A 14135-nucleotide genomic window follows, 5' to 3' on the forward strand; every position below is an offset into this window, starting at 1 on the left:
AAGAAAGACTTCTTTTGGGTAGAATAAACATACATGTCTCAGCTCAACTAAACTCATTCTCTGCTACCCTATTCTCTAACTCAACTCATTCTAATCGCTTTATACACACTCTTGTGTATTTCTAAGCTATTCTTATCGTATTACAATTCAGTATTTTTTGTCAATGATAAATCGGGCCTCAATACGACGGCTTTTTCTAAATATACATGTCTGATCTGATCCTGAGGGACATCTGTCTGGACCGTCATCATGACTCTTATGCACTTTTTCAGACCGCCCGTTACGTCCATTTCCTGCATACATGTTACCGGTACATACTGCCATCCTGAAAGCTCGCGAACAGCTTTTGCCGGGAAAACAGCGTGCAAGTCAGGTGTAGCCGAAAGAAGCATTTGAACAACATCTTCCGGTTTTGTATGATTTTCTTCTATGATTTTCTCTAACAGCTGTTTTGTTTTTTGTAAAATTTCTTCTTCAGTATCCCGTTCAACTGTAGTTGCTCCGCGAATTCCGCGAATCATCATGATGTCTCCTCCAATCGCCATTTGTTCAGCCAGCTCTCAAGTTCATTTCTGGAAAATGTATGATCAGCAACTTTCCCTAATTCGTTGAGCACAATAAACTGAATCTTCCCGCCACGGGTTTTCTTATCATTCATCATACGGTCCAAGAGAACCGAAGTTTCCGTCTCTTTTCTGATTTGACTTGGATAACCCAGGCTTTTTAGCCAGCTGACCAAACGTTTTCTGTCCATTTCACAGCCTACAGTCTTTTCGCTTATATATAAAGCAAACTGCATTCCGAGGGCTACGGCATCACCGTGAGTGATCTGCCCGTATCCATATTCCGCCTCAACGGCATGACCGAGCGTATGCCCAAAGTTTAAGTAAGCTCTTATCCCCTCTTCTTTTTCATCCTGCTGAACGACAGACGCTTTAATTGAAATGCCTTTAAAAATCATGTCATTCAGCTGATCATTAGTGATATCACGCAGTGAGTGGATATTCAGCAGCTCCTCCAGAAACGCTCTGTCATAGATAAAAGCGTGTTTAATCACTTCTGCCATTCCGGACCTAAGCTCTTTTTCAGGCAGAGAACGCAGGAAATCTGTATCATAGAGCACGGCTTTCGGCTGATAAAACGCACCGATTAGATTTTTTCCAAGCGGATGGTTCACGGCTACTTTTCCTCCGACTGCGCTGTCATGTGCCAAAAGCGTTGTAGGCATTTGAATGAAATCAATGCCGCGCATAAAAGTGGCTGCCACAAAACCGGCAAGATCTCCTACAACACCGCCACCGAATGCGATGATGCATGAGGAGCGATCCAAATGAAAACGAATCGCTTCACTCTGCAATTTTGTGTACATGTCCATGGATTTTGCCTGCTCTCCACTCGGTACCGTCACTTTTTTCACAGGCCATTTATCTTGCAGCAAATGAAGTATTTCATCACCATACAGGCGGTCTACTTCTTCATCCGTGACAAGCATAATCCTTGTTAAAGGCCTGTTTAAAGAGGTTAATAGTTCGCAAGCCTTTTTTCTGATACCTTGTCCGATAAAAACAGGATATGACGAGGAAGCAGTTTGAACATGCAGTGTCTTCATTAAAATTCCCTCGACAGTTTTCTCATATTCTCCACATTTTCTCTAATGCGGTCAATTTGATCTAATCCGAATTGTTCAACGACTGCGTTCGCAATTTCCCAAGCGACAGCCGCTTCAGCGACTACACTTGCCGCAGGAACAGCACAGCTGTCTGAACGTTCTATGCTGGCGGAAAACGGTTCTTTCGTTTCAATATCGACACTTTTCAGCGGTTTATACAAAGTCGGAATCGGCTTCATGACTCCGCGGACAACGATTGGCATTCCTGTCGTCATGCCGCCTTCCAGTCCTCCAAGTCTGTTAGTAGCACGGGTGTATCCTTTTTCCTCGTCCCAAATGATCTCGTCATGGACTTCGCTTCCATTTCGCCCTGCTGCCTCAAATCCGATGCCGAATTCCACACCTTTAAATGCGTTAATTGACAGAACAGCCGCAGCAAGCTTGCTATCCAGCTTGCGGTCATAATGGACATAGCTGCCCACGCCTACCGGCATTCCCTCGACAATGACTTCTACTATTCCGCCGATGGAATCTCCGTTTGCCTTTGCTTCATCAATGGCAGCCATCATTTTTTTGCCTGCCTCTTCATCGTAGCATCTGACAGGAGACTCTTCCGTTACGCGCTGCAGGTCTTCAATTGACGTATATTCTGTTTTTTCAGCTTTAACAGCGCCAATTTGCAACACGTGGCCCGCCACCTTAATGCCAAGCTCAGAAAGAATCTTTTTAGCTACAGCCCCTGCCGCCACTCTGACAGTTGTTTCCCTTGCTGAAGAACGCTCAAGCACATTTCTCATATCACGATGATTATATTTAATTGCACCGTTTAAGTCAGCGTGCCCAGGTCTAGGTCTTGAAATCTGGCGCTTCATTTCCTTTTCTTCATCTTCTGTAATTGGAGCGGCGCCCATGATTTTTGTCCAATGCTTCCAATCGTTATTTTCAACTACGAGAGCAATTGGTGAACCGAGTGTACGTGCATGGCGCACCCCGCTCATAATTTTGGCCTGGTCTTTTTCGATCTGCATGCGGCGGCCGCGGCCGTGTCCTTTTTGGCGTCTGGCAAGCTCAAAATTGATATCTTCCTCCGTTATGTAAAGCCCGGCAGGTACACCCTCAATAATGGTTGTCAGTTGGGGGCCGTGTGATTCTCCGGCTGTTAAATATCTCATGACTTCTTCTCCCTTCATCGCATTAACGCTTTTAAGTAAGACTACTATAACATATTTTTCAGCAAAAAGTCAGTCTATCTTTTTTGATAAAAGAATGTATCGGCTGGGACTAGGCCAAATTTCTCGGGGTTGAAGATTTGCTCGGTGCTGCCGACAAAAAGAACTCCATTCTTCTTCAAGCTATGTGCCATTTTTAAATACAGTTCTTCCTTCGCGCTTTCTGTAAAATAAATAAATACATTGCGGCACACGATTAAGTCAAAGTCTTGTTCATAACGATCCGCCAGCAAATTGTGCTTTTTGAATGTAATATTCTTTTTGATTTCCGGTTTTACTTCATAACTTCTATTTGCGTTTTGCGTAAAATAACGATCTTTCACAGATAGCGGCACTTCCTGTAAAGACCGCTCCTGATAAACGCCTTTTTTCGCTTTTTCCAATGCTTTTTCATCAATATCCGTCGCCAAAATCTGATAGCCCGGAAGACCTTTTTGCTGGTCCAAAAGCATGGCAAGCGTGTATGGCTCCTCCCCCGTTGAGCAGGCGGCACTCCAAATCTTTAAAGGCCTAGAGGTCTTGATTAACGGCAGAATTGCAGTCTCAAGAACTTCCCACCTTTTATAATTACGATAAAATTCTGAAACATTGATCGTCATTCTGTCCAATGTTTCATTTAAGAGAGCTTGATCCTTTTCCAATGCCGTCGCAAAGTCCTTAAAGCTTTGGAACCCCTTTTTCTCATAAAGTGACGTTAGCCTTCTCTTCATTTGTGCTTCTTTATATAGTGTCAAATCGACTCCGGTTAATTGTTTCCATTTCGTTGTAAATACGCTGTATGTATCCATCTCTACTCTCCCAGTCTCGCTGTCTTTTTGTCCTAGTATAGCTTGTTTTATCAGGAAATTGTATTGTTTCAATAAAAAAATCAGCTTTTCAGCTGATTTTAGATCGTTGGGAAAGGCAGAGGTCTGATGCACACTGCCATTCAACCCTTTATTCACTTTAATGTAAACCTTTACAAAACAGATCAAAAACCGGCGGCGTTATATGATGCCGGCTCTGTTACTTATTTTCACAATGATTAATAGATCCAGCCTGCCATAAGCTGCTGATATGATACTAATTCTTCATTCTTAAAGAAAATGTTAATCTCGCGTTCTGCACTTTCGAGAGAATCAGAGCCGTGGATGATGTTTTTTCCGACAAACATGCCATAATCCCCACGAATCGTACCAGGTAAAGCTTCTTTAGGGTTTGTTTTCCCGATCAGCTGTCTCGTCACTTCAATGACATTTTCGCCTTCCCACACCATTGCGAATACAGGTCCTGAAGTAATAAACTCAACGAGCTCTCCGAAGAAAGGCTTTCCTTGATGTTCGGCGTAGTGTTTCTCAGCCATTTGTTCAGTCACTCTCATTAACTTGGCGCCAGCTAATTGTAAGCCCTTACGTTCGAATCTAGATAAAATGTCCCCAATGAGCTGACGTTGGACACCGTCTGGTTTCACCATGATAAAAGTCTTTTCCATCATATTCTCCACCCCATCATTATGTATGTATAGGCTTTCACACTGCACACCGAAATCGTAACATCTTTCTGATAATTAATCAATCCGGGGCGGAGAAATTTCTTAATATCTACAAAAATTAAAATTTTCTTTTACCGATATATTTTGCGATGGCTGCAAGAGACGAGCGTGCGCGCCCTCGAGGAAGCGTGTTTAATTTCTGAAAAGCTTTCTGCAGATACATTTCGCTTACTGCCATAGATGCTTCAATTGCATCTGTTTTTTTGATTTCTTCAATGATTGGTTCAAGCTGTTCCTGCGTTGTCTCACTGTTAATCAATTTAAGCTGGTTTTTTAATGCAGGATTTTTCAGGGCATACAGCACTGGCAATGTGACGTTTCCTTGAAGCAAATCTCCTCCAACGGGTTTACCCAGTTCTTCTTCAGTTGAAGTAAAATCAAGAATATCATCAATAATCTGATAAGACATGCCGACGTAATACCCAAACCAGTACAATGCCTTATGAATCTTCTCATCAGCTCCAGACGCGATGGCACCAAGCTGGCAGCTGACCGCGATCAAGAGAGCCGTTTTTCTTTTGATACGCCGGAGATACGTTCTGAGATTTTGTTCCATGTTGTATTTGTCTTTGATCTGCTCAATTTCCCCTAGACAAACTTCAACGATCGTCTGTGACAAAATCCTATGGGCTTTCGGTTCGTTAATTCTCGTCATCATTTCAAGAGATCCCGCAAGCATATAATCGCCTGTGTACATCGCAATACGATTGTCCCACTTTGCTTTGATTGTCGGTTTTCCTCGGCGAAGCTCCGCATCATCAATGACATCATCATGAACCAAAGATGCCATGTGAATCATTTCCAGAGTGACGGCGACATATTTAATCTTATTAATATCGTAATCGCCAAACATGCCGGAAAGCAACACGAAAACAGGCCGAATACGTTTCCCTCCGGCCTGTAGCAGGTGAAGACCTGCCTCGCTTAAAAGCGGGTAATCGGAACGTACGGTTTGTTCAAGTTCTCTTTCGATTACATCAATATCGTCATTTAAAAAAGAGTAGGCCATTTTAAATTTCATATCATTCACCCAAACATCTGTGTTTTCATTTCCATCCGATATGCGTGGCAGCGACTCCGCCAGTAAACGAATGATATTTAACATTTTTCAGGCCCGCCTCTTCAAACAGGCCTGCCAGTTCCTTCATTCCAGGGAAATCTCTGGCTGATTCTTGAAGCCAAGAATATTCTTTATAGCTCTTCGCAAACAGTTTCCCGAAAAACGGCATAATATACTTAAAGTACATAAAGTAAGCCTGTCTAAATCCGAACATTTCCGGCTGGGACGTTTCCAGACATACCACCTGCCCGCCCGGCTTCACTACACGTCTCATCTCTTTCAGTACAGTCAAGTAATCAGGGACATTGCGGAGTCCGAAGCCAATGGTGACATAATCAAATGTATCATCATCAAAAGGAAGCTCCATCGCATTTCCGTGCAGCAGTTCAATTTGGCTGAATCCGCCGTCTTTTACTTTCTGCTCGCCGACACTCAGCATATTTTCACTGAAATCCAAGCCCTTGATCTCGCCGCTTTTGCCGGCCGCTTTTGCAAGAGCGATCGTCCAGTCAGCCGTTCCGCAGCAGACATCAAGTGCTTTTGCGCCTTCTTTTACATTCATGATGCGCATCGTTTTGTCGCGCCATTTTTTATGCTGCTGAAAACTGATGACAGAGTTCATTTGGTCATAGTTTTTATATATTTTTTCAAATACTCCGTGTACGCGCTGTTCTTTTGAGTCCTGCATAATGGTTTACCCTTCTTCCACTTTCTGATGATAGGTTTGATCTTGGCTGATTGTCTTCAGACGGTTTATTAAAATGTTCTGAATAGGTGAATTTAGAGGCAGAAGTGACTCAATACTGTTTTTCGCTTTTTTAAAACAATCTTCTAATATCTCTTCTTTTGTTTTTCCCAGCTGTATAAAACTGCCGATCACATCCAGAAATGCATCATTTCCGTTCATAAGCCGCTTAAATACAAAAAAATCAGCCGACAGCTTTTTCCAGCGCGGGAGGTTGAAGTGTTCCGCCACACGATGAAATAAAGCTGATTCAACGATGCCGACACTTTCGAAAAAATCGTTTTCGTCCTTGAAAGAACGGTCATATAGACGAATTTTATGTTCGTTGATTTCTTTAATGGCTGTAGCAAGCGTCCGAATCATGTAGATATCCTTCATTTCAGATAGTAAAGAGTAGTACAGCCCGCTGAAATAATCGCCCGCGAGAACAGTCAATTGGCGGTTTTTGTTTTCGTCTCGTTTTATGACTCTAGCTGTCGTCACTTCATCATGGGTATCAAGGGCGCTTTGTACAAGCATCGCTGTTACAATATAATTTTCTCTGTCGTTGTTTTTTATGTCAGCTTCTTCAAATAAAGCATGAAAAAGAAGAAGCTTATCCTCATCAATTTTCGGCGCAGAAATATGCTTCGCTAAATAAGGATGAGACAGCTTTTGTTTTAATTTCGTGTTCAGATTGGCTAAAGTTCCGTAGATGTCTTGCAAAAATATCACCCTTGTCCCCAAATTCACATTTATTTCTTAATCTATGTATGAGCTTTATCTTTTCATTCGCTTACGCAGGTATCATTATAGCATAAAAAAAAGAAATTGGCTGTATCCTCCCGCTGTTTGCGAGCATTTGCTTTTAACAGCGGGGACAGCCAGCTTATTTTTTTTCGCTTTTCATTTCTCCGTACGCGGTTTGAATCAGTGCCTCTCCTCTGACTTTAATGGCAGAAGTATGCTCTGTAAACTGAGCGATGATCACTTCTCCCTTGTCGAGTTTTTCGGAATGGTGAAACTTTGTGTCTGTTCCTCTTGTCAGGCCGATCACATTCACTCCGTCCTCAACGGCTTTAATGACGACAAAATCACTTGAATGCTTTTGGTTCATTTATAGCACCCTCTATCTTTATTAGTCCTGGCGTTTAATATGTTCCAATACTTCTGCACGGGCAGCGGCATCATCTTTAAAAACGCCTCTGACTGCTGAAGTCACAGTTTTCGCACCCGGTTTTCTTACACCGCGCATCGTCATGCACATATGTTCCGCTTCAACCACTACCATTACGCCATGCGGATCAAGCGTTTCTACGATGCTTTCTGCAATTGTAGAAGTGATGCGTTCCTGAAGCTGCGGGCGCTTTGCAACGGCTTCAACGGCACGTGCCAGTTTGCTGAGTCCTGTGACCTTTCCGCCTCGCGGGATATATGCAACATGTGCTTTTCCATAAAAGGGAACAAGGTGATGCTCACACATAGAATGAAACGCGATATCTTTTACAAGAACAAGCTCCTCATGGTTTTCACCGAAGATAGTCTGGAAATGTTCTTTTGGATCTTCATTCAAGCCGGAGAATACTTCGGCATACATCTTTGCGACTCTTTTCGGAGTATCAAGAAGCCCTTCTCTATTCGGGTCTTCTCCGATCGCTTCTAAAATTTGACGAACAGCTTGTTCGATTTGCTCTTTATTAACTTCTTTCATGTTCTATGTCCTCCACCAATGAATACATTTAATTTCGATTCTAGCACATATGCCCCGCTAAAAGCAAAGTGAATGCCCTGTCAGGAAGCCCATGCTCTTGAAATATGAAAAGCCCCTTAGAAAGGGGCTTTTCTGTGAAAAAATAAAGTGTATGTAAGCTAGATGCATACACGATCTATATTCACAATTATTTTCCGGCAACTGCGTCTTTAAGCGCTTTACCTGGTTTGAAAGCAGGTACTTTGCTTGCTGGAATTTCGATTTCTTCACCTGTTTGAGGGTTGCGTCCTTTACGTGCAGAACGTTCACGCACCTCGAAGTTACCAAAACCGATCAGTTGGATTTTATCACCGTTTTTAAGTGCATCTAAGATCGTATCAAAAACAGAGTCAACTGCTTTTGTAGCGTCTTTTTTAGACAATTCGCTTGCTTCTGCAACCGCATTGATAAGTTCTGTTTTGTTCATGCCTTTCACCTCCTCCCAAAAGGATACATTCAGTTCGTTTATTATCATTTCTTCACAGTTCAGTCTGATTCTAAACCTGTCTCAGAAAAAAATGAGAGCAAGTAAGAGAAAGACAATTAAACGGCTTTTAAGAAAAACTGCACTCTGAGGAATGTTTGTCCAACAAAGTGAAGAATTTCTGTATGTAGAGTAACACATATAAAAAGCCATATCAAGCATTTTAAAGCGTCAATCCCTTGCTCGTCAAGGATTTAAGGTGATTTACCGAACAAATATTCCTTTTTTTACTTTTTTCATCCTATTCCTTGATCCTTTTCCATTATTAAGAGCAAAGAAAAAAGACCTCCCATTCTATAAAGAGGTCTACCGGTATTACAGGATGATGGCGATTAAGCCGCCAGAGCCTTCGTTTATGATTCTTTCTAATGTTTCTTTTAATTTATACCGTGCGTTTTCAGGCATTAATGACAGCTTTGCCTGAATCCCTTCTCTCACAATTGAGCTCAGCGACCTTCCGAAGATATCGGAGTTCCAGATGGAGAGCGGATCATCCTCAAAGTCCTGCATTAAATAGCGTACAAGCTCTTCACTTTGTTTTTCCGTTCCGATAATCGGGGCGAATTCGCTTTCGACATCGACTTTGATCATATGGATCGACGGAGCGACAGCTTTCAGCCTCACACCGAATCGCGAGCCCTGCCTTATAATTTCCGGCTCATCGAGACTCATATCAGCTAAAGCAGGCGCTGCAATGCCGTATCCCGTCTGTTTGACCATTTTTAAGGCATCAGACACTTGATCATATTCTGTTTTCGCATGGGCAAAGTCTTGCATGAGCTCAAGCAGATGGTCTCTTCCTCTGATTTCGACGCCCACAACTTCTTTTAGGATTTGATCATATAGATGATCAGGCGCGTACAAATCAATTTCTGCCACCCCTTGGCCCAGCTCAATTCCGGCTAATCCGGCACTTTCAATGAATTCAAACTCGCTGAATTGGCCGACAACCCTGTCTACGTCCCGGAGCCGTTTAATATCCTTAACCGTTTCCTTCACGGACTCCTGATAGCTTTCACGCAGCCAATGGTTTTCTTTCAGCACCATTACCCAGCTTGGGAGATTGACATTCACTTCTAGCACCGGAAACTCGTAGAGGGCCTCTCTGAGCACACTCAGCACATCTGATTCCCGCATGCTCTCTACACTCATTGCCAATACCGGGATATCATATTTTTCGCTTAAATCCTGGCGCATGGCTTCCGTTTCCGGGTGATACGGCCTGACTGAGTTGATGACCATAATAAAAGGTTTGCCAACCTCTTTCAGCTCTTCAATGACTCTTTCTTCAGCCTCTATATAGTCACTTCTGGCGATATCTCCAATGGTGCCGTCTGTCGTAATGACAACTCCGATGGTCGAGTGTTCTTGAATGACTTTTCGAGTGCCGATTTCAGCAGCCTCATGAAATGGGATCGGTTCTTCGTACCAAGGCGTATTGATCATCCGCGGCCCGTTTTCATCTTCATATCCTTTAGCCCCGGGCACTGTGTAACCTACACAATCTACTAATCTTATATTCACATCGAGTCCGTCTGACACATGAACAGACATCGCCTGATTCGGAACAAATTTAGGCTCTGTAGTCATAATGGTTTTGCCGGCTGCGCTCTGCGGCAGTTCATCCTGCGCTCGGGCCCGGTCTGCTTCGTTACTGATATTCGGGAGCACCACAAGCTCCATAAATTTTTTAATGAACGTGGATTTTCCTGTACGGACAGCACCTACGACTCCTAAGTATATATCGCCTCCTGTTCGTTCAGCGATATCCTTGAAAATATCGACCTTTTCCAAGTGATCCCCTCCCGGACTTCCTATCCTTTTCAATTTTATTAAGCTCTTTCAATCAAACACAGGACACTATATGTGTATGACGTTGTCCTATTTGAATATGACATCTTTAGAAAATTTCTCATCCTCAATCTATTAATATAAAAAAACCTTTCTCCCTATTTGTATGCAAGGGAGAAAGGTTCATTCCTTTTTCATATCATTTTCTAAAAAAACAGGTTCCTGTTTGTCATTTACCGTATATTTTACAGAAAACGCGGGGACAAAGGGGGTTTCCTGCCAAATCATATCCTGGATTTCAGTCCCGGGTTTAAACGTTTTCTTGCTTTTTTTGAGGCAAGAAGCCAGCTCAGTCCGGTAATCAGCATATATTTCTCCGTCTCCGTCAATCATAAGCGGCAAGGAATTCCCTGAGATTGGGCTTGTCACTGTAAGAGAGCTTCCATCCCCAAGCTTCTTCTCATCGAGTGTAAATAAATCACGAGATAGCACATCTTTGTAAGGCGGATATTGATGCTCCTGACGATACATTTGGATGCGTAATTTCACATCGCGAATTTTTTCTGCCATCTTTAGATCAATTAATTTAACAGTCGGATCGTTCTCTACGTCAACAAGCACGTATTGATAGTCTCCCCCGCTTTCAAATGCCGTACTTGGAGGTTCAGCTATGTATATTGGCGCTAACCGGTTAAAGTCTATCGGATATTTTTGATATAACGGTGTCGACATATCTTTGGTTTGAATGGGAAGCAGCCCTCCATTTGCCTTTTGAAATTCATCAACAGCAGATTGAACCTGCTTTAGCTGGTCTTGATAAGGAATGGCATGCACACTGCTTTTCCGTTCATTTGGATATAAACATCCGGATAAAAACACGACTGCCGCAAAAATGATTGCGCACTTCAGTTTACCCATACAGCACTTCCTTTTACAGCTTTATTCATTGACAGGGCCGCTAAAAACCACGACAAACACAATAATTCCAGATATGAGCATACACATGTATGCGAATGATGAAATCGCAATCTTCAAAAAACGGTTTCGGCATTTAAAGCGGCTTAAATAGATGGAAGCTACAGCCAGAAACATCAGACCCATGGACCCTAGAGCAAACCACATTTTCATCAATGCCAGATTCAATGACGTGCGCCTCCCCGATATGTATGATGTAAGCGTTATATTATATTTTAATATACAGCGCCGGAAAAGATCAACCAGATTTTCCATCCTTTGATAGAACAAAAAAAACTGAAGCAAAGAGGGGGACCTTCGCTTCAGTCAACTTGACTATATTCACCTGCACGTTTAAGAAACACTCTCTTGGACTTCGATGCTATAGTATGCGACTTGACATACAGATGCATCCTCTATTGCCTAAATCGGCAAAATGTTTCAGGAGATCCCAAGACTTGGGTGTTCTTCTGTTTTTCGGGCTTTCGTTCAATTAAGATATGCGATCCATCATTTGATTGACACTTTTACTTCACTTGATTTTCAAACGTATTTACCAAATCCTCCATCTCGTGGGTTTTCCCTCTCGCCATTAAAGATTCAACAGCGGTTTCCACTTTTTGTCCGTTGAATAGGACCTGATGGAGAGCTTCTGTAATCGGCATTTTAACATCATATTTCTTCGAAAGCTGGTAAGCCGCTTTCGTCGTGCGGACGCCTTCGACTACCATTCCCATCTCTTCAAGAACATCTTCAAGCTTGTACCCTTTTCCGAGCAAATTGCCCGCACGCCAGTTTCTGGAATGAACACTTGTGCACGTCACAATCAGATCGCCTACTCCTGTCAATCCAGAGAACGTCAAGGGATTTCCGCCCATTTTCGTTCCGAGTCTCGCGATTTCGGCAAGTCCGCGTGTAATCAAAGCAGCTTTGGCATTGTCGCCGTACCCTAAACCATCTGTAATTCCTGCAGCAAGGGCAATAATATTTTTTAAAGCCCCTCCGATTTCAACTCCGATAATGTCAGGATTTGTGTACACCCGAAAATTGTGATTAATAAATAGATCCTGCACCTCTTCTGCTGCCCTCATGCTCTTTGAAGATGCAGTAACAGTTGTGGGGTGCCGCAGCCCTACTTCTTCCGCATGACTCGGGCCGGAAAGGACAACGATATCTTTTCTGACATCACTCGGGAGCTCAATTTCCATAATTTCAGAAATGCGCAGAAGTGAATCTGGCTCGATACCCTTGCTGACATGAACAAAGACTGCCTTTTTCGTTATAAAAGGGACAGCCTGTCTCAGCACTTCCCGAATTGCTTTTGTTGGAACAGCAACGATAATGAAATCCGCGTCTGAAACAGCTTCTTTCATATCCGTTGTTGCCTCTATAGATTCTGGAAGCTTGACGTTCGGCAAATAATCTTTATTTTCATGCTGATCATTGATTTGATGGATCAGATCTGCACGGTGCCCCCACATGGTTACATCGTGATGATTATCAGCTAACACTAAAGCCAGTGCTGTTCCCCAGCTCCCCGCTCCGAGCATTGTGACTTTTTTCATATTTGCTTCACACCTTTTTATTTTCTAGCTCTTGCAAATATTTTGATTGGTGTCCCCTCAAAACCGAACGCGTCTCTGATTCGGTTTTCTAAAAACCGTTCGTATGAAAAATGCATCAATTCCGGATCGTTTACAAACACAACGAAGCTTGGCGGCTTTACCGACACTTGAGTCGCATAGTAAATTTTCAAACGAGAACCGTTATGAGTCGGTGTCGGATTCATTGCCACAGCGTCCATGATGACATCATTTAAGACGTTTGTTTGAACTCGAAGTGAATGATTTTCACTAGCTTTGATAATCGCAGGCATCAGAGTATGGATCCGTTTTTTCGTTAAGGCAGACATAAATAGGATTGGCGCATAATCCAGAAATTGAAAATGATCGCGAATATTTTCTTCAAATTCTTTCATCGTGCTCTCATCTTTGTCAACAGCATCCCATTTGTTTACGACGATGACGACGGCCTTGCCCGCTTCGTGTGCATAGCCGGCGATGCGCTTATCCTGTTCAATAATGCCTTCTTCGCCATCCAGCACAACCGCCACGACTTCTGAGCGGTCAATCGCTTTCAGCGCCCGCAGTACACTATACTTCTCAGTCGTTTCATAGACTTTTCCTTTTTTTCGCATACCTGCAGTATCGACAATGACAAACTCCTGCTGGTTGTAAGTAAATGACGTATCAATAGCATCTCTTGTCGTTCCAGCCACGTTGCTGACAATAACGCGTTCTTCGCCGAGCATCGCATTCACAAGTGAGGACTTTCCGACATTTGGACGTCCGATCAGACAGAATTGAATAACTTCTTCATTGTATTTCGTTTCAGGAATGTTTTTAAAATGCTCTGCAACGGCATCCAGTAAATCACCCAGTCCGAGTCCGTGTGTTCCCGAAATTGGATACGGCTCGCCAAAGCCTAGCGAATAAAAATCATAAATATTCGCTCTCATTTCTGTGTTATCCAGTTTATTAACCGCTAAAACAACAGGCTTTTTTGTGCGGTACAAAATTTTCGCCACTTCTTCATCAGCAGCTGTCACACCTTCACGGCCGTTCACCATAAAAATAATCACGTCCGCTTCATCCATGGCGATTTCAGCCTGCTGGCGAATCTGCGCTAAGAACGGCTCATCACCGATATCAATACCGCCCGTATCAATCAAATTAAAATCATAATTCAGCCATTCAGCCGAGCTGTATATCCGATCCCTTGTCACGCCAGGGGTATCTTCTACTATTGAAATTCTTTCTCCCGCAATCCGGTTAAAGATTGTGGATTTTCCTACATTTGGTCTCCCGACAATGGCTACGACAGGTTTACCCATAGTACCCTTCCTTTCAATCCAGCCGCTTTCATTTTTACATAAATTTTCAACCGGTTATTAAAATCATTTCATTCACTTTTATGAAAAGAAACCCTTCAGAGGAAGGGCTT

General features: G+C 42.9%; 16 protein-coding genes. All 16 read right to left on the bottom strand.

What is annotated here, in order from left to right:
* Window positions 1-140 precede the first annotated feature (140 nt).
* On the bottom strand, window positions 141-524 hold the full coding sequence (aroH, locus tag ACZ07B_RS02330) for a chorismate mutase (RefSeq protein ID WP_004398675.1): 384 nt from the start codon (window positions 522-524) through the stop codon (window positions 141-143).
* Entirely contained in the window at window positions 521-1609 is a 1089-nt protein-coding gene (aroB, locus tag ACZ07B_RS02335) for a 3-dehydroquinate synthase (RefSeq protein WP_086344017.1), read from the bottom strand. Before aroB ends, aroH begins: the two co-directional genes overlap by 4 nt.
* A complete protein-coding gene (gene aroC, locus ACZ07B_RS02340; RefSeq protein WP_004398727.1) occupies window positions 1609-2781 on the bottom strand; it encodes a chorismate synthase in 1173 nt (390 codons plus the stop codon). Before aroC ends, aroB begins: the two co-directional genes overlap by 1 nt.
* Before the next feature lie 74 nt (window positions 2782-2855).
* Complete coding sequence (gene cheR / locus ACZ07B_RS02345; RefSeq protein ID WP_464876861.1) at window positions 2856-3626, bottom strand: protein-glutamate O-methyltransferase CheR; 771 nt, start codon at window positions 3624-3626, stop codon at window positions 2856-2858.
* Between the two features lie 236 nt (window positions 3627-3862).
* On the bottom strand, window positions 3863-4312 hold the full coding sequence (gene ndk, locus ACZ07B_RS02350; protein ID WP_010886554.1) for a nucleoside-diphosphate kinase: 450 nt from the start codon (window positions 4310-4312) through the stop codon (window positions 3863-3865).
* 115 nt (window positions 4313-4427) lie between these two features.
* On the bottom strand, window positions 4428-5390 hold the full coding sequence (gene hepT, locus ACZ07B_RS02355) for a heptaprenyl diphosphate synthase component II (protein ID WP_003246013.1): 963 nt from the start codon (window positions 5388-5390) through the stop codon (window positions 4428-4430).
* Window positions 5391-5415: 25 nt separating this feature from the next.
* Window positions 5416-6117, bottom strand: a complete 702-nt coding sequence (gene menG, locus ACZ07B_RS02360; RefSeq protein ID WP_003230580.1) for a demethylmenaquinone methyltransferase — start codon at window positions 6115-6117, stop codon at window positions 5416-5418.
* 6 nt (window positions 6118-6123) lie between these two features.
* Window positions 6124-6879 (bottom strand): heptaprenyl diphosphate synthase component 1, encoded by a 756-nt coding sequence (gene hepS, locus ACZ07B_RS02365; protein ID WP_134157224.1) that lies wholly within the window; start codon window positions 6877-6879, stop codon window positions 6124-6126.
* 163 nt (window positions 6880-7042) lie between these two features.
* A complete protein-coding gene (mtrB, locus tag ACZ07B_RS02370; protein WP_003230576.1) occupies window positions 7043-7270 on the bottom strand; it encodes a trp RNA-binding attenuation protein MtrB in 228 nt (75 codons plus the stop codon).
* A gap of 21 nt (window positions 7271-7291) precedes the next feature.
* Window positions 7292-7864: a GTP cyclohydrolase I FolE gene (gene folE, locus ACZ07B_RS02375; RefSeq protein WP_003225516.1), complete on the bottom strand. Its 573-nt coding sequence runs from the start codon at window positions 7862-7864 to the stop codon at window positions 7292-7294.
* Window positions 7865-8051: 187 nt separating this feature from the next.
* A complete protein-coding gene (gene hbs, locus ACZ07B_RS02380) occupies window positions 8052-8330 on the bottom strand; it encodes a non-specific DNA-binding protein Hbs (RefSeq protein ID WP_003153447.1) in 279 nt (92 codons plus the stop codon).
* Window positions 8331-8702: 372 nt separating this feature from the next.
* The gene (gene spoIVA / locus ACZ07B_RS02385; protein ID WP_003230572.1) at window positions 8703-10181 is read right to left on the bottom strand and encodes a stage IV sporulation protein A; all 1479 of its coding nucleotides are present in this window, start codon (window positions 10179-10181) and stop codon (window positions 8703-8705) included.
* Window positions 10182-10361: 180 nt separating this feature from the next.
* The gene (locus ACZ07B_RS02390) at window positions 10362-11096 is read right to left on the bottom strand and encodes a hypothetical protein (protein ID WP_464876862.1); all 735 of its coding nucleotides are present in this window, start codon (window positions 11094-11096) and stop codon (window positions 10362-10364) included.
* 21 nt (window positions 11097-11117) lie between these two features.
* Window positions 11118-11321: a DUF2768 domain-containing protein gene (locus ACZ07B_RS02395; RefSeq protein ID WP_024572571.1), complete on the bottom strand. Its 204-nt coding sequence runs from the start codon at window positions 11319-11321 to the stop codon at window positions 11118-11120.
* 338 nt (window positions 11322-11659) lie between these two features.
* Window positions 11660-12697, bottom strand: coding sequence for an NAD(P)H-dependent glycerol-3-phosphate dehydrogenase (locus ACZ07B_RS02400; RefSeq protein ID WP_144483039.1), 1038 nt, complete (start codon window positions 12695-12697; stop codon window positions 11660-11662).
* Between the two features lie 17 nt (window positions 12698-12714).
* The gene (gene der / locus ACZ07B_RS02405; protein WP_464876863.1) at window positions 12715-14025 is read right to left on the bottom strand and encodes a ribosome biogenesis GTPase Der; all 1311 of its coding nucleotides are present in this window, start codon (window positions 14023-14025) and stop codon (window positions 12715-12717) included.
* Window positions 14026-14135: the final 110 nt, after the last annotated feature.

This window comes from Bacillus sp. 9.4 (assembly GCF_055486415.1).

Bases quoted from the DNA above. Each gene is read 5' to 3' on its own strand.
- aroH (WP_004398675.1), bottom strand. From the start codon at position 524: ATGATGATTCGCGGAATTCGCGGAGCAACTACAGTTGAACGGGATACT.
- aroB (WP_086344017.1), bottom strand. From the start codon at position 1,609: ATGAAGACACTGCATGTTCAAACTGCTTCCTCGTCATATCCTGTTTTT.
- aroC (WP_004398727.1), bottom strand. From the start codon at position 2,781: ATGAGATATTTAACAGCCGGAGAATCACACGGCCCCCAACTGACAACC.
- cheR (WP_464876861.1), bottom strand. From the start codon at position 3,626: ATGGATACATACAGCGTATTTACAACGAAATGGAAACAATTAACCGGA.
- ndk (WP_010886554.1), bottom strand. From the start codon at position 4,312: ATGATGGAAAAGACTTTTATCATGGTGAAACCAGACGGTGTCCAACGT.
- hepT (WP_003246013.1), bottom strand. From the start codon at position 5,390: ATGAAATTTAAAATGGCCTACTCTTTTTTAAATGACGATATTGATGTA.
- menG (WP_003230580.1), bottom strand. From the start codon at position 6,117: ATGCAGGACTCAAAAGAACAGCGCGTACACGGAGTATTTGAAAAAATA.
- mtrB (WP_003230576.1), bottom strand. From the start codon at position 7,270: ATGAACCAAAAGCATTCAAGTGATTTTGTCGTCATTAAAGCCGTTGAG.
- folE (WP_003225516.1), bottom strand. From the start codon at position 7,864: ATGAAAGAAGTTAATAAAGAGCAAATCGAACAAGCTGTTCGTCAAATT.
- hbs (WP_003153447.1), bottom strand. From the start codon at position 8,330: ATGAACAAAACAGAACTTATCAATGCGGTTGCAGAAGCAAGCGAATTG.
- ACZ07B_RS02390 (WP_464876862.1), bottom strand. From the start codon at position 11,096: ATGGGTAAACTGAAGTGCGCAATCATTTTTGCGGCAGTCGTGTTTTTA.
- ACZ07B_RS02400 (WP_144483039.1), bottom strand. From the start codon at position 12,697: ATGAAAAAAGTCACAATGCTCGGAGCGGGGAGCTGGGGAACAGCACTG.
- der (WP_464876863.1), bottom strand. From the start codon at position 14,025: ATGGGTAAACCTGTCGTAGCCATTGTCGGGAGACCAAATGTAGGAAAA.